Source organism: Sphingopyxis granuli NBRC 100800 (assembly GCF_001591045.1).
Taxonomy (GTDB): Bacteria; Pseudomonadota; Alphaproteobacteria; order Sphingomonadales; family Sphingomonadaceae; genus Sphingopyxis; species Sphingopyxis granuli.
Genome location: NZ_BCUA01000023.1, coordinates 1 through 21,254, shown reverse-complemented (window position 1 = coordinate 21,254; position 21,254 = coordinate 1). Strand labels below are relative to the sequence as shown.

At 67.4% G+C, this 21,254-nt stretch carries 18 protein-coding genes; 13 read left to right on the top strand and 5 right to left on the bottom strand.

Going from position 1 to position 21,254, the window contains the following annotated elements; genetic code table 11:
- Window positions 1-108: 108 nt before the first annotated feature.
- Window positions 109-2,409 carry an LPS-assembly protein LptD gene (locus tag SGR02S_RS07750; protein WP_067107582.1) on the bottom strand — a complete coding sequence of 767 codons (2,301 nt, stop codon included), beginning with the start codon at window positions 2,407-2,409 and terminating at the stop codon, window positions 109-111.
- A 131-nt stretch (window positions 2,410-2,540) separates the two neighbouring features.
- On the opposite strand from SGR02S_RS07750, the gene SGR02S_RS07745 reads away from it, so the two are divergent.
- The 4 genes from SGR02S_RS07745 to ndk all read left to right on the top strand — a co-directional run bounded on the left by SGR02S_RS07745 (window position 2,541) and on the right by ndk (window position 5,630).
- Entirely contained in the window at window positions 2,541-3,986 is a 1,446-nt protein-coding gene (locus tag SGR02S_RS07745; protein WP_067107579.1) for a leucyl aminopeptidase, read from the top strand.
- An 8-nt stretch (window positions 3,987-3,994) separates the two neighbouring features.
- A complete protein-coding gene (locus SGR02S_RS07740; protein WP_067107576.1) occupies window positions 3,995-4,444 on the top strand; it encodes a DNA polymerase III subunit chi in 450 nt (149 codons plus the stop codon).
- Between the two features lie 120 nt (window positions 4,445-4,564).
- Complete coding sequence (locus tag SGR02S_RS07735) at window positions 4,565-5,107, top strand: hypothetical protein (protein ID WP_156483008.1); 543 nt, start codon at window positions 4,565-4,567, stop codon at window positions 5,105-5,107.
- A 100-nt stretch (window positions 5,108-5,207) separates the two neighbouring features.
- Window positions 5,208-5,630 (top strand): nucleoside-diphosphate kinase, encoded by a 423-nt coding sequence (gene ndk, locus SGR02S_RS07730; protein WP_067107570.1) that lies wholly within the window; start codon window positions 5,208-5,210, stop codon window positions 5,628-5,630.
- A gap of 63 nt (window positions 5,631-5,693) precedes the next feature.
- On the opposite strand, the gene cls is transcribed toward ndk, so the two are convergent.
- From cls to purM, 3 genes are all read right to left on the bottom strand, one after another.
- Window positions 5,694-7,139, bottom strand: a complete 1,446-nt coding sequence (gene cls, locus SGR02S_RS07725; protein WP_067107566.1) for a cardiolipin synthase — start codon at window positions 7,137-7,139, stop codon at window positions 5,694-5,696.
- Between the two features lie 54 nt (window positions 7,140-7,193).
- Window positions 7,194-8,144 carry a phosphoribosylglycinamide formyltransferase gene (gene purN, locus SGR02S_RS07720; RefSeq protein WP_067107563.1) on the bottom strand — a complete coding sequence of 317 codons (951 nt, stop codon included), beginning with the start codon at window positions 8,142-8,144 and terminating at the stop codon, window positions 7,194-7,196.
- A 138-nt stretch (window positions 8,145-8,282) separates the two neighbouring features.
- Complete coding sequence (gene purM / locus SGR02S_RS07715; RefSeq protein ID WP_067107560.1) at window positions 8,283-9,389, bottom strand: phosphoribosylformylglycinamidine cyclo-ligase; 1,107 nt, start codon at window positions 9,387-9,389, stop codon at window positions 8,283-8,285.
- Window positions 9,390-9,538: 149 nt separating this feature from the next.
- Between purM and SGR02S_RS07710 the strand changes: the two genes are divergently transcribed.
- From SGR02S_RS07710 to SGR02S_RS07695, 4 genes are read left to right on the top strand one after another with little or no spacing between them, the layout of a single operon-like run.
- Window positions 9,539-10,804 carry a hypothetical protein gene (locus tag SGR02S_RS07710; RefSeq protein ID WP_067107556.1) on the top strand — a complete coding sequence of 422 codons (1,266 nt, stop codon included), beginning with the start codon at window positions 9,539-9,541 and terminating at the stop codon, window positions 10,802-10,804.
- Entirely contained in the window at window positions 10,804-11,460 is a 657-nt protein-coding gene (locus SGR02S_RS07705) for an HdaA/DnaA family protein (protein WP_067107553.1), read from the top strand. Before SGR02S_RS07710 ends, SGR02S_RS07705 begins: the two co-directional genes overlap by 1 nt.
- Window positions 11,451-13,619 (top strand): RNA degradosome polyphosphate kinase, encoded by a 2,169-nt coding sequence (locus SGR02S_RS07700; RefSeq protein WP_082797024.1) that lies wholly within the window; start codon window positions 11,451-11,453, stop codon window positions 13,617-13,619. Before SGR02S_RS07705 ends, SGR02S_RS07700 begins: the two co-directional genes overlap by 10 nt.
- 4 nt (window positions 13,620-13,623) lie before the next feature.
- Entirely contained in the window at window positions 13,624-15,084 is a 1,461-nt protein-coding gene (locus SGR02S_RS07695) for a Ppx/GppA family phosphatase (RefSeq protein WP_067184921.1), read from the top strand.
- Window positions 15,085-15,213: 129 nt separating this feature from the next.
- Here the strand turns inward: SGR02S_RS07695 and rnd are convergent, their stop codons facing one another.
- Window positions 15,214-16,398: a ribonuclease D gene (gene rnd, locus SGR02S_RS07690; protein ID WP_067107547.1), complete on the bottom strand. Its 1,185-nt coding sequence runs from the start codon at window positions 16,396-16,398 to the stop codon at window positions 15,214-15,216.
- Between the two features lie 448 nt (window positions 16,399-16,846).
- Between rnd and aspS the strand changes: the two genes are divergently transcribed.
- From aspS to SGR02S_RS07665, 5 genes are all read left to right on the top strand, one after another.
- On the top strand, window positions 16,847-18,628 hold the full coding sequence (aspS, locus tag SGR02S_RS07685; RefSeq protein ID WP_067107545.1) for an aspartate--tRNA ligase: 1,782 nt from the start codon (window positions 16,847-16,849) through the stop codon (window positions 18,626-18,628).
- A 62-nt stretch (window positions 18,629-18,690) separates the two neighbouring features.
- A complete protein-coding gene (locus SGR02S_RS07680; protein WP_067107542.1) occupies window positions 18,691-19,044 on the top strand; it encodes a hypothetical protein in 354 nt (117 codons plus the stop codon).
- Entirely contained in the window at window positions 19,041-19,427 is a 387-nt protein-coding gene (locus SGR02S_RS07675) for a type II toxin-antitoxin system VapC family toxin (protein WP_067107540.1), read from the top strand. Before SGR02S_RS07680 ends, SGR02S_RS07675 begins: the two co-directional genes overlap by 4 nt.
- The gene (locus tag SGR02S_RS07670) at window positions 19,424-20,302 is read left to right on the top strand and encodes an alpha/beta fold hydrolase (RefSeq protein WP_067107537.1); all 879 of its coding nucleotides are present in this window, start codon (window positions 19,424-19,426) and stop codon (window positions 20,300-20,302) included. The genes SGR02S_RS07675 and SGR02S_RS07670 overlap by 4 nt, the downstream gene beginning before the upstream one ends.
- A gap of 92 nt (window positions 20,303-20,394) precedes the next feature.
- A complete protein-coding gene (locus SGR02S_RS07665; protein ID WP_067107534.1) occupies window positions 20,395-21,180 on the top strand; it encodes a polyphosphate kinase 2 family protein in 786 nt (261 codons plus the stop codon).
- Window positions 21,181-21,254: the final 74 nt, after the last annotated feature.

Here is a 21,254-nt window from a genome sequence, read left to right as displayed (position 1 = left end):
CGCTCCGTATCAGCCGGAATGCCTGCTGGTCCAGCGCAATCGGCCGTTCGGACCCGTTCGCCTTTCGGATAGGCGCGCGTCGCTGAACGCAAGCTGAGCGGACCGCGCCTAGAAACCGAGGTTGCGGAACGCGATACGGAAGGAAAAGCTGTTGCCGCGGCGCGCGTCGCCAGTGTCGATATAGTCGCGGCGCCAGGTCAGCGCGATCGACAGGCAATCGTCGTCATAGGCGATGCCGAGCCGGTGTCGAATCGGCTCCCACCCGTCGGAAGTGGCGCTCGGGTCGTCTTTCTTGCCGGTAAGGTCGACGATCGCCGAACCGAAGAGCGACCAGTTGCGGGCGACCGCGACGCGGCCGCCGGCGCGCACCTCCTCGCGGTCCTGCAGATCCTCGCCGAGCAGCAGGATGTCGCGGTTGAGCCGCGAATAGCCGAGCACGGCATAGGTCGACTGGCTGCCGATCGTTGCGTCGAACTCGTTGCGCCGCACCGCCAGATTGTCCTTGTCGAGCCGGAAGCGATGCGTGAGGCGCAGGAAATCCCGATAGGCGACGGTCGTCCGCCCGACGATGTCCGAGGTGCGGTTGGTCAGGCCGGTGCCGTTCGGAAACAGGCTGGGCTTGTCGGAAAGGCGATAGCTCTGGCCGATCACCGTGTTGATGTTGAAACCGGGACGGCTGTAATTCCATTCGAAGCCATAAGTGATGCGCGCGCCGTCCTCGAACCGGTCGTAGCCGTTGAAGCGGTTGATCGCGAAGAGATTGCTGTCCTCCAGGTCGAAGGCGCGCGAATCCTCGTTCGGGATGTCGAGGTTCTTGAGCGGCGGGGTCGCCACGACCTGTATGCGCGGGGTCAGCGTTTGCGTACCGCCCAGCAGCTCGCCGATGAAGGGCCAGCGCATGTCGGCGGCGATCGCGGCGATGCCGCGCCCCTGCCAGCCCGACTTGCCGCGATAGCCGGGAATGGCGGTGAGCAGATTCTCGTCGCTGTGATAAATATCGCCGCGCACCATGGCGGTCAGCGCGATTTCCTGCCCCAGCCCCGTCAGGCCGCGCAGATCCCAGCGCGCGCCGGCGAAGGCGCGCTGCGTGTCCTGTCCGGCCGTCCGCCCGATCGCAAGCGTGTTCAGTTGCAGCTCGAACTGCCCGCCGAGCCACGGATCGTCGAGCCGCTGGCGATAGTCGATGATCGGCAGCGCGACCGGCTGCTGCCCTTGCACGTCGTTGACGCGCAGCGTCTGCGTCGCCCAGCCCGCGATCGACAGATAGCTTTGCCCGCCGATCCGTTCGACCTCGAAGGTCGAGCGCAGCCGGTCGTCGCGGCTGATGTCATAGCGCCGCATGAAGGTGCGGTCGCTCGCGATGCGGCCCGAATAGGTGAGGCTCCAGCGCGGGTCGAACTGGAACTTGCCCGCGCTTTCCAGATAGCCGCGGAATTCCTTGGTCGAACGCGTCGGCGCGCCGACGAGCGGTACCACCGAACTGTGGGTCGCATAGCCGTTGATGCGGAACGAGCCGATATCGGTCAGCGCGCGAAACTCGCCCTCCAGCATCGGCGCGGCGCCGGTATAGAGGTGCGGCGTGATCGTCAGGTCGCGGTCGGGCGCGAGGCGCAGGTAATAGGGCAGGGCGAATTCGAACCCGTTGGTCCGGTCGACCCGCACCTCGGGGACCAGGATGCCGCTGCCCGCCTCGCTGTTCGCCGGATGGCTCAATCCGGGCAGGGGGATCAGCGGCAGGCCGAAGATCTCGACCCGCGCGCCCTTGTAGCGCACCTTGTTCTTCGTGCGGTCGTACAGCACGCGCACGGCGCGAATCTGCCAGCTCGGCTTTTTCGGGCAACCGGCGGCGTCCTCGACCGGGCAGGGCGTATAGGCGGCGTTTTCCAGCTCGATATTGCCGTTGTCGAAGCGGGTGCCCTTCACCGCCGCAAGCCGCGCGCCGTTGTCGAGCACGACCAGCAGATTCTCGACCACCCCGTCGCGCAGGCTGTCGGTCAGGACGATGCGGTCGCCATAGGCGGTGTCGCCTTCGGGATTCTTGATCGCCACGTCGCCCTCGGCGACGACCTCGCCGGTCTTGCGGTTCCACGTCACCTTGTCGGCGCGCATCGATATGGTGTCGCGGTTCATCGCGACATTGCCCTCGGCGACGACGATTTCGCTGTCGGTGTTGTAGTTCAGATTGTCGGCGGCAAAGCCGATCTGCTGCTCATCCGCCGGATCGGGCGCGTCGGTCGTGACGGGCGACACCACGGGAGTCTGGAGGTCGGGTTCGTCCTGCGCGGCGGCGGACAGTGCCTCGCGCGCCTGCTGCGCGAACGCCTGGCTTGCGAACAGGGCAAGGCCGCTCGCGGTCGCCAGCCCGAAGGCCCGCACACCCGTCGTCGGTCGGAACAAAGCCCAGTTCATCGAATCCCTTTGTCCCACATCTCGCTAGCGTCCGCCCGGACTGGATCGGCTGCTTTGTTTTTGCAACTCGCAGGCGAAACCCCTATCGGTCCGGCACGTTCCAATCAATCGTCGCATAAGAAAGTAGGTCCATGGACATTCAGTTTGTCGCGCAAATCGCTGCGTCCGCCGACGTTGTCGCCTTTCCGGTCCGCAAAGGGGGCGCTTCCGCGCTCGGTGCGCTGCTCGGGGCGCTCGCGGCTCAGACGCGGTTCGACGGCGCGGCGGGCACGGTGGCGGAGACCGCGGCGATCGACGGCGATCAGGCAAGGCGGTTGCTGCTCGTCGGCATCGGCGAAGGAACGACGCACGACCTCGAACGCGGCGGCGCGGCGCTCACCGCACGGTTGCAGACGAGCGGCGTCGGGACGGTGCATGTCGATTTCGCGAGCGCCGGGCAGAGCGACGAGGAGGACATTCTCGCCTTCGCGATGGGCGTGAAGCTGCGCAACTGGCGGATCGACACCTATCGTACCCGGCTGGCCGACACCGCGAAGCCCAGCCTGCAGAAGGTCGTCATCGCGTCGCCCGCCGGCGACCTGTCGGCGCGCTGGGGGCGCCAGTCGGCGGTCGCCGACGGCGTCGCGCTGACCCAGACGCTCGTCGCCGAGCCGCCCAACATTCTCTATCCCGAAAGCTTCGTCGAGCGTTGCCGGCATCTCTCCGACCTCGGCGTCGAGATCGAGGTGCTCGACGAACGGCAGATGAAGGCGCTCGGCATGGGTGCGCTGCTCGGCGTCGCGCAGGGCTCGACGCGTCCGCCACGGCTCTTGGTGATGCGCTGGAACGGCGGCAATTCCGGCGATGCGCCGGTCGCCTTCGTCGGCAAGGGCGTCACCTTCGACACCGGCGGCATCAGCCTGAAGCCCGGTCCCGGCATGGACATGATGAAATGGGACATGGGCGGCGGCGGCGCGGTCGCGGGCGCGATGAAGGCGATCGCCGGGCGCAAGGCGAAGGCGAACGTCGTCGGCGTCATCGGGCTGGTCGAAAATATGCCCGACGGCAACGCGCAGCGGCCCGGCGATATCGTCACCACCCTGTCGGGCCAGACGGTCGAGGTGCTCAACACCGACGCCGAAGGCCGCCTCGTGCTGTGCGACGCGATCGCCTGGGTCCAACAGGCCTGTTCGCCCAAGGTGATCGTCGACCTCGCGACGCTGACCGGTGCGATGGTGATCGCGCTCGGCCATGAATATGCCGGGATGTTCGCGAACGACGACGATCTGGCGGCGAAACTGATCGAAGCGGGCGAAGCGAGCGGCAACAAGCTGTGGCGCTTCCCGCTGTCGCCGGCCTACGACAAGCTGCTCGACAGCCCGATCGCCGACATGAAGAACATCGGCCCGCGCGAGGCCGGGTCGATCACCGCGGCGCAGTTCCTCAAGCGCTTCGTCGGCGAAGGCGTCGCCTGGGCGCATCTCGACATCGCGGGCATGGCGTGGGCCGACAAGGACGGCCCGGTGTGGGCGAAGGGCGCGACCGGCTACGGTGTGCGGCTGCTCGACCGCTATATCGCCGACAATCACGAGGGCTGAAGCCCGAGGTGGCCCGCGTCGATTTCTATCGGCTGATCCGCGATCCGGTCGAGCGGGTGCTTCCCGCGATCGCGGCGCGCATCCTGGACGGCGGCGACCGGCTGCTGGTGGTCGCCGCGTCGGCGATGCAGCGGCAGGCGATCGACGAAGCGCTGTGGACGCTCCAGCCAGCGAGCTTCCTGCCGCACGGCGCCGCCGGATCGCCCGACGAGGCGATCGAGCCGATCCTGCTGGCGGGGACGCTCGATACGGCGCCCGCGAACGGGGCGCGGCTCGTCGCGCTTGCCGATGGCGCGTGGCGCGACGAGGCGCTCGGCTTCGACCGCGTGTTCCTGCTGTTCGACAACAGCCGGATCGACGATGCCCGCGCGACGTGGCGCGCGCTGGGCAAGGCCGATGGCGTGGAGCTTCATTTCTGGAAGCAGGACGAGCGCGGGCGCTGGTCCGAGGGACCCTGACCCGTCGTGTGACGGCCATCACCGACACGCTGCGCCGCGCTCGTCAGGGTCTGTCACGATCGACCGGGGGTGACAGGCGGGAATCCGTCCGATAGCCTGCCGGCCAGCAGGAGGATCATGATGACGACGCGCCTTTTCTCTTCGCTTCCCCTCGGTGTCGCGGCTGCCGCTGCGTTGCTCGTGGCGGGTTGCGGATCGAAGTCCGAGACCGAGGTCGCTAGCGGCACCGTCACCGATCCCGAGACCGGCGAAAAGACCGACTACAAGATCACCAGCAGCGCCGACGGCGAAGAGGGCAATATCAGCATCAGGACCGAGGACGGCGAGATGCGTTTCGGCGGCGGCGCCGCCAATGCGAAGCTGCCGGCGGGCATCGCGCCCTTTCCGGGTGCGAAGATGACCGGGGGCTTCGCCGCCTCGGGCAAGGACGGCGACGGCGGCATGGCGAGCTTCGAGGCGAAGGCGAAGGCCGCCGACGTCATCGCCCATTTCCGCAAACAGGCCGAGGGCGCCGGCATGAAGGTGACGGCCGAGGTCAAGGCGGGCGACACGCTGATGCTGGGCGCGGAAAAGGAAGGCGCGGACAAGACGGGGATCCAGGTCACGGCGACCCAGGCGGGCGATATGGTCAACGGCACCGTCACCTATAGCACCGGCGGCTGATCGCCGCGGCTCGCGCGGCTTTCGCTCTTTTCTTGCGGTGCGGCAAAAGCGCGGCTAGAGGCGCGCGCATTCCAGACACAGCAAGGCAGGAGCTTTCCCCATGGCGGTCACCCGCACCTTTTCGATCATCAAGCCCGACGCGACGCGTCGCAACCTGACCGGCGCCGTCACCAAGGCGCTCGAAGACGCCGGGCTGCGCGTCGTCGCATCGAAGCGCATCCACATGACCCGCGAGCAGGCCGAGGGCTTCTACGCGGTCCACAAGGAACGCCCCTTCTTCGGCGATCTGGTCGCCTTCATGACCTCTGGTCCGGTCGTCGTGCAGGTGCTCGAGGGCGAGGACGCCGTGAAGCGCAACCGCGACATCATGGGCGCGACCAACCCGGCCGACGCCGCCGAAGGTACGATCCGCAAGAGCTTTGCCGAGAGCATCGAGGCGAACTCGGTCCACGGCAGCGACAGCGACGAGAATGCGGCGATCGAGATCGCCTTCTTCTTCAAGCCCGAAGAAATCGTCGGCTGAGCGAGGCCTTCAGCGACATCCGACAAGGCCGCCGGAGCGATCCGGCGGCCTTTTCCTTACGCGTCACAGCAGCGGGCTGAGCGTCGCGACCAGATTCTGCCACAGGCGGCGCACCGTGCCGACATTCGCGATGGTCGCCGCCGTGACCGGGGTCGACTGCGCCAGATAGGCATCCTGCCGGGCGCGGATATCGGCGGCGAAATGCTGGTCGGCGAACAGGATATTATTCTCGAAGTTGAGTTCGAAGCTGCGCCGGTCGAGATTCGCCGACCCGATCAGCACCACCTCGCCATCGACGACCATCGTCTTGGCGTGGAGCAGGCCCGGGCCGAATTCGTAAAGGCGCACGCCCGCCGCGATCAGCGGCTCGTAATAGCTGCGGCTGGTATTGGCGACGATCCGGCTGTCGTTACGGCGGGGCAGGATCATCGTCGTCGCGACCCCGCGCCGCGCGGTGTCGAGCAGCGCGCAGATCAACTGTTCGTCGGGCACGAAATAGGGGGTGGTGATCACCAGTTCGCGCCGCGCGGCGTGGATCAGCGAGGTGAAGCAGGCGGTCATCGCGGGATAGGGCAGGTTGGGGCCGGTGCCGATCACCTGCGCCGCGATCCCGGGATCGGCGGCGGGGGGCGGCTCGGCCGCATCGCCCAGCAGGTCGCTGATGTCGTCGCCGTGCTCCGATTCCCAGTCGGCGGCGAAGACGAACTGGCAGTCGCGCACGACCGGCCCTTCCCATCGCGTCATGATGTCGACCCACGGCGCATAGCGCGACTTGATGCGGAACTCGGGGTCGGCGAGGTTCTGGCTGCCGCACCAGGCGATGCGGTTGTCGACGATGAGCTGCTTGCGGTGGTTGCGCAGGTCGAAGCGGCCGCGGATCAGCGTCCAGACCAGCCCGCCGATCGGCAGCGCGATCCGCGCGTCGACCCCGGCGTTGCGCAGCGCGATCCAGTGCGCCGATCGGATGAAACCGCGCGAGCCGAGCGCGTCGGCCAGCACGCGCACCTTCACCCCGCGCTGCGCGGCGCGGATCAGCGCATCCTTGATGCGAAAGCCGTTGTTGTCGGCGAGCCAGATATAGAAACACAGGTGAACGGTCGATTTCGCCGCGTCGATGTCGGCGACCATCTCGCGGATCGCCGTATTGCCGTCGGCGGCAAGATGCGCGCGATTGCCCAGCGTCGGGGGCAGGGCGTTCACCGTCTCGGCGAGCGCGAAGGGCGCGGCATAAGGCGTCTTCGCCAGCTTTCTGCGCGCTGCCGCCTTTTCGCTCGGATGCGGCAGATGCGCCTCGATCTGCCGGTATCGCGCGCGCCGTTTCGCGCTGATCCGTGCTTCGCCGAGCAGCAGATAGGCGACGACGCCGACCACCGGGACCGCGATCGCGGCGATCAGCCAGGCGAGGCGCGAGGCGGGCTCGCGTTGCGGGCGCAGCAGGATGCGCGCGATCACGGTCGCATAGACCGCGATCCACAGGATCGTCAGGACGAAGGCGATGTCGGACCGCATCGCCCTTCATTCACCCCGCTTTTGCCGAAAAGGCCAGCAGCAATCCGCCCGGCGTCAGAATTCGTCCGCGGCCGCCATCAGCCCGGCGAGCTTCTTCGGCGCGATCGCGCGCCAGCTTCGCGCGATCCGGGCGCCAAGGTCGTCCCAGTCGTTGTCGCCCATATCGAGCCGGATGCCGATCCAGCCGTCGCCGAAATAGGCGGGACGGAAATGCCGCTCCGCGTCCTGCTCGATCAGCAGCGCCTGCTCCTCGGCGCCGCTGATCTTGACGAGCAATGCGGTGCGTCCGTCGCCGTGGTGATCGTGGCTGAACCAGGCGAATTTCTTGCCCTTGACGATACCGAAGCAGGGCATGCCGTGCGACAGCGTCTCTTCGGCCTCGGGCATCGCCATCGCCAGTTCGCGCACGCGGGCAAGCCAATAGTCGGGCGTCGCCTCGCGCATCACGAAGGCGGCGAGGGTCGGGGCATAGAGCTGATGCTCGGCGATCAGCACCCGCGCGGCGAGGCTGTCGGCGGTATCGCCGGGCAGGATCGCGACTGGCGTCTGCGCCAGCACCGGCCCGTCGTCGAGCGCCGCGGTCACGACATGGACGCTGCATCCGCCGAACCTGTCGCCGGCGTCGATCGCCTGCTGGTGCGTATGGAGGCCCTTGTATTTGGGAAGCAGGCTCGGATGGATATTGAGCATCCGCCCCTCCCAGCGCGCGACGAAATCGGCGCTCAGGATGCGCATATAGCCCGCGAGCGCGACATAGTCGGACCCCGCGGCGCGGAGCTGCGCATCGACGAGCGCGTCGAAGGCATCGCGGCCCATGCCCTTGTGCGACTGCGCCCAGGTCGCGATGCCCTCGGCGGCCGCGAGCGTCAGGCCCGGCGCGTCGGGATTGTTGCTCGCGACGAGGACGATCTCGAACGGGCAGCTTTCGGCCTTGGCCGCATAGAGCAGCGCCGCCATGTTGGTGCCGGTGCCGGAGATCAGGACGGAGACGCGGGCTTTCGTCATCAAATCCTCCCCGCTTGCGGGGAGGGGGACCGCGAAGCGGTGGAGGGGGCTCGCGTCCCCAAGCCACGCAGGCGGGCCACGATGGCCCCCACCGTCAGCCGCTGCGCGGCTGCCACCTCCCCACGCGTGGGGAGGATTTCAGCCATGATGCGTCGCCGACCATGCCGCCATCGCGCTCCACGTCTCCGACCCGCCCGACACGGTGCAGCCCTTCTCGCCCTCGGCGATATGCCCGATCCGGTGCACCGTCTCGCCCGCGGCCTCCAGCGCCGCGGTCACGTCGGCGGCGTCGGCTTCCGCCACCACCACCGCCATGCCGATCCCGCAGTTGAAGGTGCGCGCCATTTCCTCGGGCTCGATATTCCCCTGTGCCTGCAGGAAAGCCATCAGCCGCGGCTGATCCCACGCATCGGCATCGACATGCGCATGCAGCGTCTTCGGCAGCACGCGCGGGATATTCTCGAGCAGCCCGCCGCCGGTAATGTGCGCGAGCGCGTGGAACTTGCCGCTCTTCACCAGCGGCAGCAGGCTCTTCACATAGATGCGCGTCGGCGCCATCAGCGCGTCGATCAGCAGCACGTCATGATCGAACAGCGCCGGGCGTCCCAGCTTCCATCCCTTGTCGGCGGCGAGGCGGCGCACGAGCGAAAATCCGTTCGAATGCACGCCCGAGGACGCAAGGCCGAGGATCACGTCGCCCGCCGCGACCTTGTCGGCGGTCAGTACCTGGTCGCGCTCGACAGCGCCGACGCAGAAACCCGCGAGATCGTAATCGCCCTCGGCATACATGCCGGGCATCTCGGCGGTCTCGCCGCCGATCAGCGCGCATCCTGCCTGCCGGCATCCTTCGGCGATGCTCGCGACGACCGCGGTCGCGACATCGTTGTCGAGCTTGCCGGTCGCATAATAGTCGAGAAAGAACAGCGGCTCGGCACCCTGCACGATCAGGTCGTTCGCGCACATCGCGACAAGGTCGATGCCGACGCCTTCGTGCCGCCCCGATTCGATCGCGAGCTTGAGCTTGGTGCCCACCCCGTCGTTCGCCGCGACGAGCAGCGGATCGCTGAAACCCGCGGCCTTGAGGTCGAAGAAGCCGCCGAAGCCGCCCAGGTCGGCATCGGCGCCGGGGCGGCGCGTCGCACGGGCGAGCGGAGCGATGGCACGGACCAGCGCGTTGCCGGTCTCGATCGATACCCCGGCCTGGGCATAGGTATAGGAGGCGGGTTGGTTATGCTTGGAATCCATGGCACGCGCGCCTAACTCTTCCCGGCGACAAATGCCATGATTTCCTTGTCGCTGGCCATGGCTTTCGCGTAGGGCATGCTGGAATCGCCGTTGCGGCGCCGTGGTGGCGGCAGGACGGAACGGCTTCGAGGGTTGAACCAAGAGTAGAGATGATTTCCGCCGCTTCCCTCCCGTTCCCTCGCTTTTCGCGATCGATTTCCTGGCCGCGCGACTGGCGCTGGGCCGCGTTTGCCGCGCTGTTGCTGGCGATTCTGGTCGCCGGCCTCGTCGAGGGGCAGATCAGTCGCGGCAATCGCGGCATCACCCCGATCAACAGCAGCGGCGATTTCCTCGCCAGCGGAATCACCGTCGACGTCGTCGGCGCCAATGCCGACGAGGCGCGCGAAAAAGGGTGGCGCGAGGCACAGCGCAAGGGGTGGCAGCAGCTTTATCGCCGGATCAACGGCAGCGACGGTCCCGCGCTCGGCGATTCGGTGCTCGACGGCATCGTCACCGCGATCGTCGTCGAAAAGGAACAGATCGGGCCGCGCCGCTATGTCGCCACGCTGGGTATCCAGTTCGATCGCGTACGCGCGGGACAGATATTGGGTGTCAGCGGCCGGACGCTGCGCTCGCCGCCGCTGCTCGTCATCCCCGTCTATTCGGTCGATGGCATCGCGCAGGTGTTCGAACAGCGCAGCGCGTGGCAGCGCGCCTGGGCCGAATATAATACGGGGCAGAGCGCGATCGACTATGTCCGCACCGCGGGCACAGGCGCGGATACGCTGCTGCTCAACGCCGGGCAGACGGGGCGGCGGGGGCGCGTCTGGTGGCGGGTGATCCTCGACCAATATGGCGCCGCCGACGTGCTGATGCCGATCGCGCGCGTCGAATACAGCTATCCCGGCGGGCCCATCAAAGGCTATTTCACCGCGCGATTCGGCCCCGACGACAAGCTGATCGACAGCTTCACCATGACGGGGCCGAGCCCCGCCGCGCTGCCCGACATGATGGAAAAGGCGGTCGCGCGCATGGATGCCATCTATACCAATGCGCTGGCAGCCGGCGTCCTGCGGACCGACACCTATCTGGTCCTCGAAAAGCCGGTCGAGAAGGTCGACCTGCCCGAGGATGCGGCCGGCGACGACACGCTGCCCGTCGAAACCGACGCCAGCGTTTCGGCGACCCCGCCGGCGGGCGTCCAGAGCTTCACCGTCCAATATGTGTCGTCCGACGTCGAATCGGTTTCGGCGACCGAGCGCGCGGTCGGCGCCATCGCCGGGGTCCAGTCGGCCTCGACCACCAGCCTCGCGCTCGGCGGCACGTCGGTGATGCGCGTGACCTTCCGCGGCGACCTCGGCGCGCTCAAGGCGGCGCTCGCCGCGCGCGGCTTCAAGGTGCAGGAAGGCGGCGGGCAGCTCAGGATCAGCCGCTGATGGCGGTATCCACGGGACAGATCGCGCTGCCGCTCGACTGGAGCGCTGGCGGCGCCAACGACGGCCCGCTGATCGTCGGGACGAGCAATGCCGACGCGGTGCGCTACCTGCGCCACGTCGCGACCTGGCCGGTGCGGACCGCCGTGCTCACCGGGCCGCGCGGTTCGGGCCGCAGCCTGATGGGGCGCCTGTTCGCTCGCGAGACCGGCGGCCGCGTCATCGACGGGCACGACAGCGTTTCGGAAGAGGCGCTGTTCCACGCCTGGAACGCGGCGCAGGCGTCGGGGACGCCGCTGCTGATCATCGCCGATGCGTTGCCGGCCGACTGGGGGATCGCGCTTCCAGACCTCGCGTCGCGGCTGCGCGCGGTGCCGGTTCTGACGATCGGCGAGCCTGACGACTGCCTGGCGCGCGACCTGATCGAGGCCTTGTTCGCGCGGCGAGGACTGGCGATCGCGCCCGAGGTTCCCTCCTACATCGTGCCGCGGATGGAGCGCAGCTATGCGATGATCCACCGCATCGTCGCCGCGCTGGACGCGGCCTCGCTCGAAAAAAGACGCCGCATCGGCATTCGTCTTACGCGTGAAACATTACTGTCACAGGGGCTGATCGATCCCGATTTGCTCGAAAGGCAGGATGACGCCACATGTCGATAGCTGCAGGCCCTCTTCGCGCCGAAAATGACGCCGATCCGGCGCCGCCCCGCTTCGGCCCCGAACGCTTCTTCAACCGCGAACTGTCGTGGCTCGCCTTCAACCGGCGGGTGATGGAGGAGGCGCGTAACCCCGCGCATCCGCTGCTCGAACGCCTGCGCTTCCTGTCGATCTCCGGCAGCAACCTCGACGAATTCTTCATGGTCCGCGTTGCGGGGCTGAAGGGGCAGCAGCTTCAGGGGATCGACGACCCGTCCGCCGACGGCCGCTCGCCGGGGCAGCAACTCGCCGAAATCGAGGCCGAGGTGAAGCGCCTCGTCGATCAGCAGCAGAGCGAATGGCAGCTTCTCCATCGGCTGCTGGCCGAACAGGGGATCGTCGTCCACGGTTCCGATTCGGACCCCGAGGCGCTGCGCGCTGCGCTGCGCCCCTATTTCATCGACCAGATCTTCCCGATCCTGACCCCGCAGGTGCTCGACCCGGCGCATCCTTTTCCCTTCATTCCCAATCGCGGGCTGGGCGTGATCTTCGACCTCCAGCGCAAGGCGGATGGCGAGACGGTGCGCGAACTGGTGATGATTCCGCCGTCGCTGCCGCGTTTCGTGTCGCTGCCGGGCGAGGCGAGCGCCGTCGTGCCGGTCGAATATCTGGTCAAGATCTTCGCCGACCTGCTGTTCCCCGGCTTCACCGTCCGCTCGCGCGGGGTGTTCCGCATCATTCGCGACAGCGATATCGAGATAGAGGAAGAGGCTGAGGACCTCGTCCGCCTGTTCCGCACCGCGATCCGTCGCCGTCGCCGCGGCCGCGTGATCCTGCTCGAATTCGGCGCCGACATGACCGAGGAACTGGCGGCGGTGCTCGGCGACGGCATTCAGGGGCATGAGGCGACGATCGCCAAGATCGGCGGCTTCGTCGGCCTCGCGGCGCTGTCCGCGCTGGTCGAGATCGACCGGCCCGACCTCAAGTTCCCGGCCTATTCGCCGCGCTTTCCCGAACGCATCCGCGAACATGGCGGCGACTGCTTCGCCGCGATCCGCAGCAAGGACATCGTCGTCCACCATCCCTATGAAAGCTTTGACGTCGTCCTGTCCTTCCTGCGCCAAGCAGCGGCGGACCCCGACGTCGTCGCGATCAAGCAGACGCTCTACCGCGCCGGCAACCAGTCGCCGGTCATCCGCGCGCTGATCGAGGCGGCGGAGGCGGGCAAGTCGGTGACGGCGATCGTCGAGTTGAAGGCCCGCTTCGACGAAGAGCAGAACCTGCTGTGGGCGAACCAGCTCGAACGCGCCGGGGTGCAGGTCGTCTACGGCTTCATCGAGTGGAAGACCCACGCCAAGATTTCGATGGTCGTGCGCCGCGAAGGGCAGGGGTATCGCACCTATTGCCACTTCGGCACCGGCAATTATCATCCGGTCACCGCGCGCATCTACACCGACCTCAGCTTCTTCACCGCCGATCCGCGCGCCGGTCGCGATGCCGCGCAGCTGTTCAATTACATCACCGGCTACGTCGAACCCGGGCGGCTGGAAATGGTGACGATGTCGCCGCTCAACATGCGCCGGCACCTCAGCGAGCTGATCGACGCGGAAATCGCGGCGGCGAAGGCGGGGCGCCCGTCGGGCCTGTGGGCGAAGATGAACAGCCTCGTCGATCCCGACATCATCGACAAGCTTTACGAAGCGAGCGCGGCGGGCGTGCCGATCGAGCTCGTCGTGCGCGGCATCTGCTGTCTGCGTCCCGGCGTGCCCGGCCTGTCGGAGAGGATTCGCGTCAAATCGGTGGTCGGCCGCTTCCTCGAACACAGTCGCATCTGGGCCTTCGCCAACGGCGCGCGCCTGCCGCACAGCGGCGCGAAGCTCTATATCTCCAGCGCCGACTGGATGCCGCGCAACTTCGACCGGCGCGTCGAATATATGATCCCGATCGAGAATCCGACCGTGCACGACCAGATTCTCGACCAGGTGCTGGTCGCGAACCTGATCGACAACGAACAAAGCTGGGTGCTTCAGCCCGACGGCACCTATGTGCGCCTGGTTCCGGGCGACAAGCCGTTCAACCTGCATCATTATTTCATGAACAATCCATCGCTTTCGGGGCGCGGCACCGCGCTCCACAAGCGCCACGACGTCCCGACGCTCGACGTCCATCTGCGCGGGGACTGACCTCTTGCCCGTCCTCCGCTCTGCGGTCATCGACATCGGTTCGAACTCGGTCCGCCTCGTCGTCTACGAAGGGGCGGCGCGCGCGCCCGCGGTGATCTTCAACGAAAAGGTGCCGGCCGGGCTCGGGCGCGGCCTGGCGATCGACGGCGCGATCGCGCCCGAGGATGCGGCGCGCGGTCTCGCCGCGCTGCGCCGCTACGCGCTGCTCGCGCGCCAGATGGAGGTGGGCGACCTGCAATGCGTCGCGACCGCCGCGGTGCGCGACGCGACCAACGGCGCGGACTTCATGGCCGGCGCGGCCGAGGCGGGGCTCGAGATCCGCTTGCTGTCGGGCGCCGAGGAAGCGGAGGCGGCGGGCTGCGGCGTGCTGGCGGCGATTCCCGATGCGCACGGCATCGCCGTCGACCTCGGCGGCGGCAGTCTGGAACTGGCCGAGGTCGCCGACGGCGCGGTCGGCCGCCGCGCCTCCTTTCCGCTCGGCGTGCTGCGCCTGCCGGCGCTGCGCGGGCAGGGGCAGCAGGCGTTCGACCGCGCGGTGCGCCGGCTGCTGAAAGCGGCGGGCTGGCCGGGCGACATGGCCGGGCTGCCGCTCTATCTGGTCGGCGGTTCGTGGCGCGCGCTGGCGCGTCTGGATTTCGAACTGACGCGCTATCCGCTGCCCGTGCTCGATCATCATGTGATCCCGCGCACGGCGCTGCGCCGCCTGATCCGCGCGACGAAGCGGATGAGCTTCGAGGAATTGCGCGCGATCCCCGGCATGGCGTCGAACCGCGCCGCCGCATTGCCCGACGCGACGATGCTGCTGGCGACGCTCGTCGACATCATCGACGCGCCGCAGATGACGGTCTCCTCATCGGGGCTGCGCGAGGGCCTGCTCTATCAGGCGCTCGATCCCGCGACGCGCGCGCAGGATCCGCTGATCGCCGCCGCCGAATTCGAGGGGCGTCGCCTCGCGCGCTTCGGATCGCACGGCCGGACGATCGCCGACTGGATCGCGCCGCTGTTCGCGAGCGAAACCCCCGCCGACGCCCGCATCCGGCTCGCCGCGAGCCTGCTGAGCGACGTCGCCTGGTCGGCGAACCCCGATTTCCGCGCCGAACGGAGCACCGAGATCGGCCTGCACGGCAACTGGCGCAGCATCGACATTCCGGGCCGCATCCTGCTCGCGCGCGCGCTCCATGCCGGATTCGGCGGCGCCGACGAGGATTTCCCCCCGATGGACAGCCTGGTCGCGGCGGAGCGGGTCGAGCGCGCGCGGCAATGGGGCCTTGCGATCCGGCTTGCGCAGCGCCTGACGGGCGGGGTCGAGGCGCCGCTGAAGGCCAGCGCGCTCGCGCTCGTCGACGGCAGGCTGCAGCTCAGCCTCGATCCCGGCTGGCATCATCTGGCGGGCGAGGCGGTCGACCGCCGCCTGCGCGCGCTGGGCCAGGCGCTGGGCGCCAAGCCCGAACTGGTGCTGCTTTAGCGCGCATCGCCGCTTAAGGTTGGCAACTATGCCACGTCGACGAACTGTTCCCCGGCGAAAGCCGGGGTCCATGCGAGGTAGCGCTGCACTTTCTGGACCCCGGCTTTCGCCGGGGAACAAACTCGGTCGTCAGGCGTCGGCGGCCGCCGGCTCGATCTCGCTCATCACCAGCTTGCCGCCCCGCACCGCGAAACCCATCCGTCCCTCGACCAGATCGAGCGCCGCCTGGCCGAACACCTCGTAGCGCCAGCCCTGCATCATCGCGATACCGTCGCGGCGCCCGGCGGCGAGCGCTTCCAGATCGTCGCTGCGCGCGATCAGCCGCGCCGCGACATTGAGTTCGCGCGAGCGAATCTTAAGCAGCAGCTTGAGCAGGTCGGCGACGAGCGCGCCCTCCTTGCCCAGCCCCGGCCCGCGCGGGGCGCGGTCGGGCATGTCTTCCTTCGCCAGCGGCTGCGCGCCGGCGAGCGCATCCATCAGCCGCCCGCCGATATCGTTCGATTTCCACGTCGCCGACAGGCCGCGCACTCGGCCCAGCCCATCCTGATCCTTCGGCGGATGCGCGGCGAGGTCGGCGAGCGTCTCGTCCTTGACGATGCGGCCGCGCGGCAAATTCTTGTTCCGCGCCTCGCGCTCGCGCCACGCCGCCAGCGCCTTGAGCCGGCCGAGCACCTCGGGCTTGCGCGTCGGCGCCTTGATCCGCAGCCACGCCTTGTCCGGATCGACGCTGTAGTGCGCCGGGTCGGCGAGCTTTTCCATCTCTTCGTCGAGCCAGTGCCCGCGGCCGGTCTTCACCAGCTTCTTCAGCATCATCGGGAAGATCTTGGCGAGATGGGTGACGTCGCCGATCGCATAGTCGATCTGGCGCTTGTCGAGCGGCCGGCGGCTCCAGTCGGTGAAACGCGCGCCCTTGTCGAGCTGCACGCCCAGCCACGCCTCGACCAGGTTCGAATAGCCGACCTGCTCGGCCTGACCGAGCGCCATCTGGCCGATCTGCGTGTCGAAGATCGAATGCGGCGTCTTGCCGGTCAGGTTGAAGATGATTTCGACATCCTGCCCCCCGGCATGAAAGACCTTGAGCACGTCCTCATTGTCGACGAGCAGGTCGAGCAGCGGCTGCAGGTCGATGCCCGGCGCCATCGGGTCGATCGCCGCGGCATGGTTGCTGTCCGCGATCTGGATCAGGCACAGTTCGGGCCAGAAGGTATTTTCGCGCATGAACTCGGTATCGACCGCGATGAAATCGCTGTCTTTGATGAGGTCGACAAATTCAAGGAGCGCCGCGCTGGACTCGATCAACGGATGGATTTGCATGGGGCGCCTATACCGCGACTTTTCCGCGACGGGCAGGAAAAATTGGTGGCGGTGCGGTTCGTGCGCTGCGGCGGGGAGAGTGGAGATTCGCGCAGAGGCGCAGAGACCGCAGAGGAGGAAAGAATGAAATTCACGCGGAGACGCGGAGGCGCGGAGAGGCAGCGCTTGCCGCGAAGCAGCTTTTCTCTCTCCAACTTCGCGATGAAATCGAGGTCAGGAAAAGGAAGGGCCTATCGGCCCGACTTTCTCCGCGCCTCCGCGTCTCCGCGTGAACCGAAATCTCTGCGGTCGCTGCGCTTCTGCGCGCCTTTTTTCTTTCTCCTATCCCCGCTCGCCCCGAACCCATTTCCCAGCCCGCCCTTGACAAATGGCGCGCCGCATTGCCTTAGGCGCGGCCATGTCGGCGCGTTTCCGGGGCGCGCCTCTCCAGCCTTTGAAAGACACGAAAATGCACGCCTATCGCACCCATAACTGCGGCCAGCTTCGCAGCCAGGACGTCGGTCAGACCGTCCGCCTGTCGGGCTGGGTGCACCGCAAGCGCGACCATGGCGGGCTGTTGTTCGTCGACCTGCGCGATCATTACGGCCTGACGCAGATCGTCGCCGACAGCAGCGACCCGGCCTTCGCGACGCTCGACGGACTGCGCGCCGAAAGCGTGGTCACGGTCACCGGCGACGTCGTCGCGCGCTCGGCCGATACGGTGAATGCGAACCTGCCCACCGGCGAGATCGAGGTGCGCGCGCGCGACGTCGCGGTGCAGTCGGCCGCCGCCGAACTGCCGCTGCCGGTCGCGGGCGAGCAGGAATATCCCGAGGATATCCGCCTGAAATACCGCTTCCTCGACCTGCGCCGCGAACGGCTGCACGCCAATATCCTGCTGCGCGCGAACGTCATCGCCTCCCTGCGCCGCCGCATGGTCGAACAGGGCTTCACCGAATATCAGACCCCGATCCTCACCGCCTCGTCGCCAGAGGGTGCGCGCGACTATCTGGTGCCGAGCCGCGTCCATCCCGGCAAATTCTATGCGCTGCCGCAGGCGCCGCAGATGTTCAAGCAGCTGCTGATGGTCGCGGGCTTCGACCGCTATTTCCAGATCGCGCCCTGCTTCCGCGACGAGGATGCGCGCGCCGACCGCTCTCCCGGCGAATTCTATCAGCTCGATTTCGAGATGAGCTTCGTCACGCAGGACGATGTTTTCAATGCGATCGAACCCGTCCTCGCGGGCGTGTTCGAAGAGTTCGCGAATGGCAAGGCGGTGACCCCGGCCGGTAGCTTCCCGCGCATTCCCTACCGCGAATCGATGCTGAAATATGGCAATGACAAGCCCGACCTGCGCAACCCGCTGATCATCACCGACGTGTCGGCGCATTTCGCCGGATCGGGTTTCGGCCGCTTCGCCGACATCGTCGCGGCGGGCGACGTGGTGCGCGCGGTTCCGGCGCCGGGGACGGCGGAAAAGAGCCGTAAATTCTTCGACGACATGAACGCCTGGGCGCAGGGCGAAGGCTTTGCGGGGCTCGGCTATGCGACGCGCAAGGGCGGCGAATGGGGCGGCCCGATCGCCAAGAACCACGGACCGGACAAGATGGACGCGCTCGCCGCCGAACTCGGCCTCGGTCCCGACGACGGCCTGTTCTTCGCGGCGGGCAAGGAAGCCGTCGCGGCGAAGCTCGCGGGCCTTGCGCGCACGCGCGTCGCCGAACAGCTGGACCTGATCGACCAGAACCGCTTCGACCTGTGCTGGATCGTCGATTTCCCGATGTTCGAGGCCGACGAGGATACGGGCAAGATCGATTTCAGCCACAACCCGTTCAGCATGCCGCAGGGCGAGCTGGAAGCGCTGGAAACGAAGGACCCGCTCGATATTCTCGCCTGGCAATATGACATCGTCTGCAACGGCGTCGAACTGTCGTCGGGCGCGATCCGGAACCATCGCCCCGATATCATGTACAAGGCGTTCGAGATCGCCGGCTATTCGCAGGCCGATGTCGATGCCAATTTCAGCGGCATGATCAACGCCTTCAAGTTCGGCGCGCCGCCGCACGGCGGGTCGGCGCCGGGGGTCGACCGCATCGTGATGCTGCTCGCCGACGAACCGAACATCCGCGAGGTCGTCGTCTTCCCGATGAACCAGAAGGCCGAGGACCTGATGATGGGCGCCCCCGCGCCCGTCACCGAAAAGCAGCTTCGCGAACTTCATATCCGGCTTGTGGACGGGCCGAAGGGCTGACGGACACGCTCCGTTCGGGCTTTCTCTTGCGATGGTTGTGAAACTGTGATACGCAGTTTCACATGAAGAATGTCACTATCGCCCTCGACGACGAAACGCATCGCCGCGCGCGTATTCGCGCGGCGGAACTGGGGACGTCGCTGTCGGCGCTGGTGAAGGATTATCTGCGGCAATTGGCCGATGCGCCGTCGCCCGAAGCCGGAGTGCGGGAAATGCCCATGCCCTTTACCGCCGCGCCCGCTTATGCGGCCGGCTCGCCGACGATCAAGCCCGCGCCGCGGAACGCCAAGCCGCGGCAGCCGGGGGCGCTGCGGGGGAAGACCGGGGTCGCCGACGATTTCGACGAATGGCCCGAAGGCTTCCTCGACGCCCTCTATGGCGAAGATACCGAGGCCGCGCGCAACTGGTATAAATGAGGCTGCTGCTCGACACCCATGCGCTGATCTGGTGGCTGGAGGATTCGCCGCACCTCGGCCCCGTGTCGCGCGCGTTGATCGCCGATGCGGACAATGACGTGCTGGTCAGTATCGTGTCGCTTTGGGAAATCACGATAAAATGGCGGGTCGGCAAATTGGCGCAATCGGGAAGCCATTTCGCCGAGCTGCTTGACGATCAGCGCATCGACTTGTTGCCCGTGACGGCGGAGCATATCCGCGCGCTCGATACGCTCGCCTTTCATCACGGCGACCCGTTCGATCATCTGATTCTGGCGCAGGCGGAGCGGGAGCGGTTGATGGTCGTGACGAGCGACCGGCAGATGGCGCTTTATGGTGTTCCTTGCATCGAGGCGGCGAAATGACGGAGCAGGGTCCCGCCACGCACAGCCTCGTCACGCCCGACGGCGACATCTGCTGGTTCGAATGGGGGCAGCCGGGGGAAGGGGCGACGCTGCTGCTTCTCCACGCAACGGGTTTTCATGCGCGGTGCTGGGACCGGGTGGTCGCGGCGCTGCCGCCCGGCACGCATGTCGTCGCGCCCGATCATCGCGGCCATGGGCGCAGCTTTCGGCCGGCGTCGCTGTCCGACTGGACCGGCAATGCCGCGGCGCTGCTGCCGCTGGTCGACCGCTTTGCCGGGCGGCCGCTCGTCGGCTGCGGCCACAGCATGGGCGGCTATGTCCTCACCCGCCTCGCCGCCGAGCGGCGCGAGGCCTTTCGCCATCTCGTCCTGATCGACCCGGTGATCATGGCGCCGGATCTCTATGCCGGCGGCGGCGATGCGCCGGTGCCCGATCCGGCCGAATTTCCGGTGTCGCGCCGCCGCAACCAGTGGGCGGATGCGGACGAGATGCGCGCGCGCTTCGCCGATCGCCTGCCCTACAGCCGGTGGGACCCGCGGGTGCTCGCCGATTATTGTGCCCACGGGCTGCTGCCCGCCGCTTCGGGCGAAGGCTATGAACTGGCGTGCCCGCCGCGGCTGGAAGCATCGATGTATCAGAATGCGCTGCGGAACGATCCCTATGCTTGGCTGGGCGCGCTCGCGGCGTCTGTCACGCTGATCCGCGCCCCGGCGGGAACGCGCGACGGCGCGCTTGATTTCTCGCAAAGCCCGACATGGACCGAACTCGGCCCGCACCTCGGCGCGGTGCGCGACGAGCTGTGGGCTCAGAACAGCCATTTCATCCCGATGGAAGTGCCCGGGCGCGTCGCGGACCTGCTCGCCGGACTGATCTGACCGCTCGGGAAAGGCGTCCGCGGCTGTATCAGATAGCGACATATGCGATCACCCCCTTGGTCGCGCGCGTGGGGCTGGGCTAGGGTGGCGGCATGACCATCTCGCTCTCCGATCATGAAACCGGCGCCCGATACGAGGGCGATTATGGCAAGGACCTCGCCGCGCTGCAGGACCGGCTCGAACGCATCCAGGCCGCGCATATCGCCTATGGCCAGCGCAGCGTCATCATGCTCGAAGGCTGGGACGCGGCGGGCAAGGGCGGGATCATCCAGCGGATGACCGCCTCGCTCGACCCGCGCTTCTACGAGGTCTGGCCGATCGGCGCGCCGAACGATGCGGAAAAGGCGCGGCATTTCCTGTGGCGCTTCTGGACGCGCCTGCCCGGAAACCGCGAAATCTGCGTCTTCGACCGCAGCTGGTACGGGCGCGTCCTCGTCGAACGCGTCGAGGGTTTCGCGACCGAGGCCGAGTGGCGCAAGGGCTATGACGAGATCAACGAGTTCGAGGCGCAGCTGACCGGATCGGCGACCAACCTCGTCAAATTGTTCGTCCACGTCACGCAGGAGGAACAGGACCGGCGCTTCGCCGACCGCCTCGACGATCCGTGGAAACGGTGGAAGACGGGGGGCGAGGATTATCGCAACCGGGCAAAGCGCCCGGACTATCTCGCCGCGATCGAGGAGATGTTCCAGCAGACCGACACGCGCTGGGCGCCGTGGAAGGTGATCGACGGCAACAACAAGAAGGCGGCGCGGATCGCCGCGCTGACGCATGTCGCCGAGCGGCTCGAGGCTGCGGTGCCGATGACGCCGCCCGAACGCGATCCCGCGGTGGTCAAGCTGGCGCGCAAGGCCTTCGGCTATGAGGTGAAGGATTGAGGAGGCGGCAGCCTTAGGGTCAGGACCCATTAATTCCGCGTTCGAGGCGTCGAAATGGCGAAGATATCGGGCTT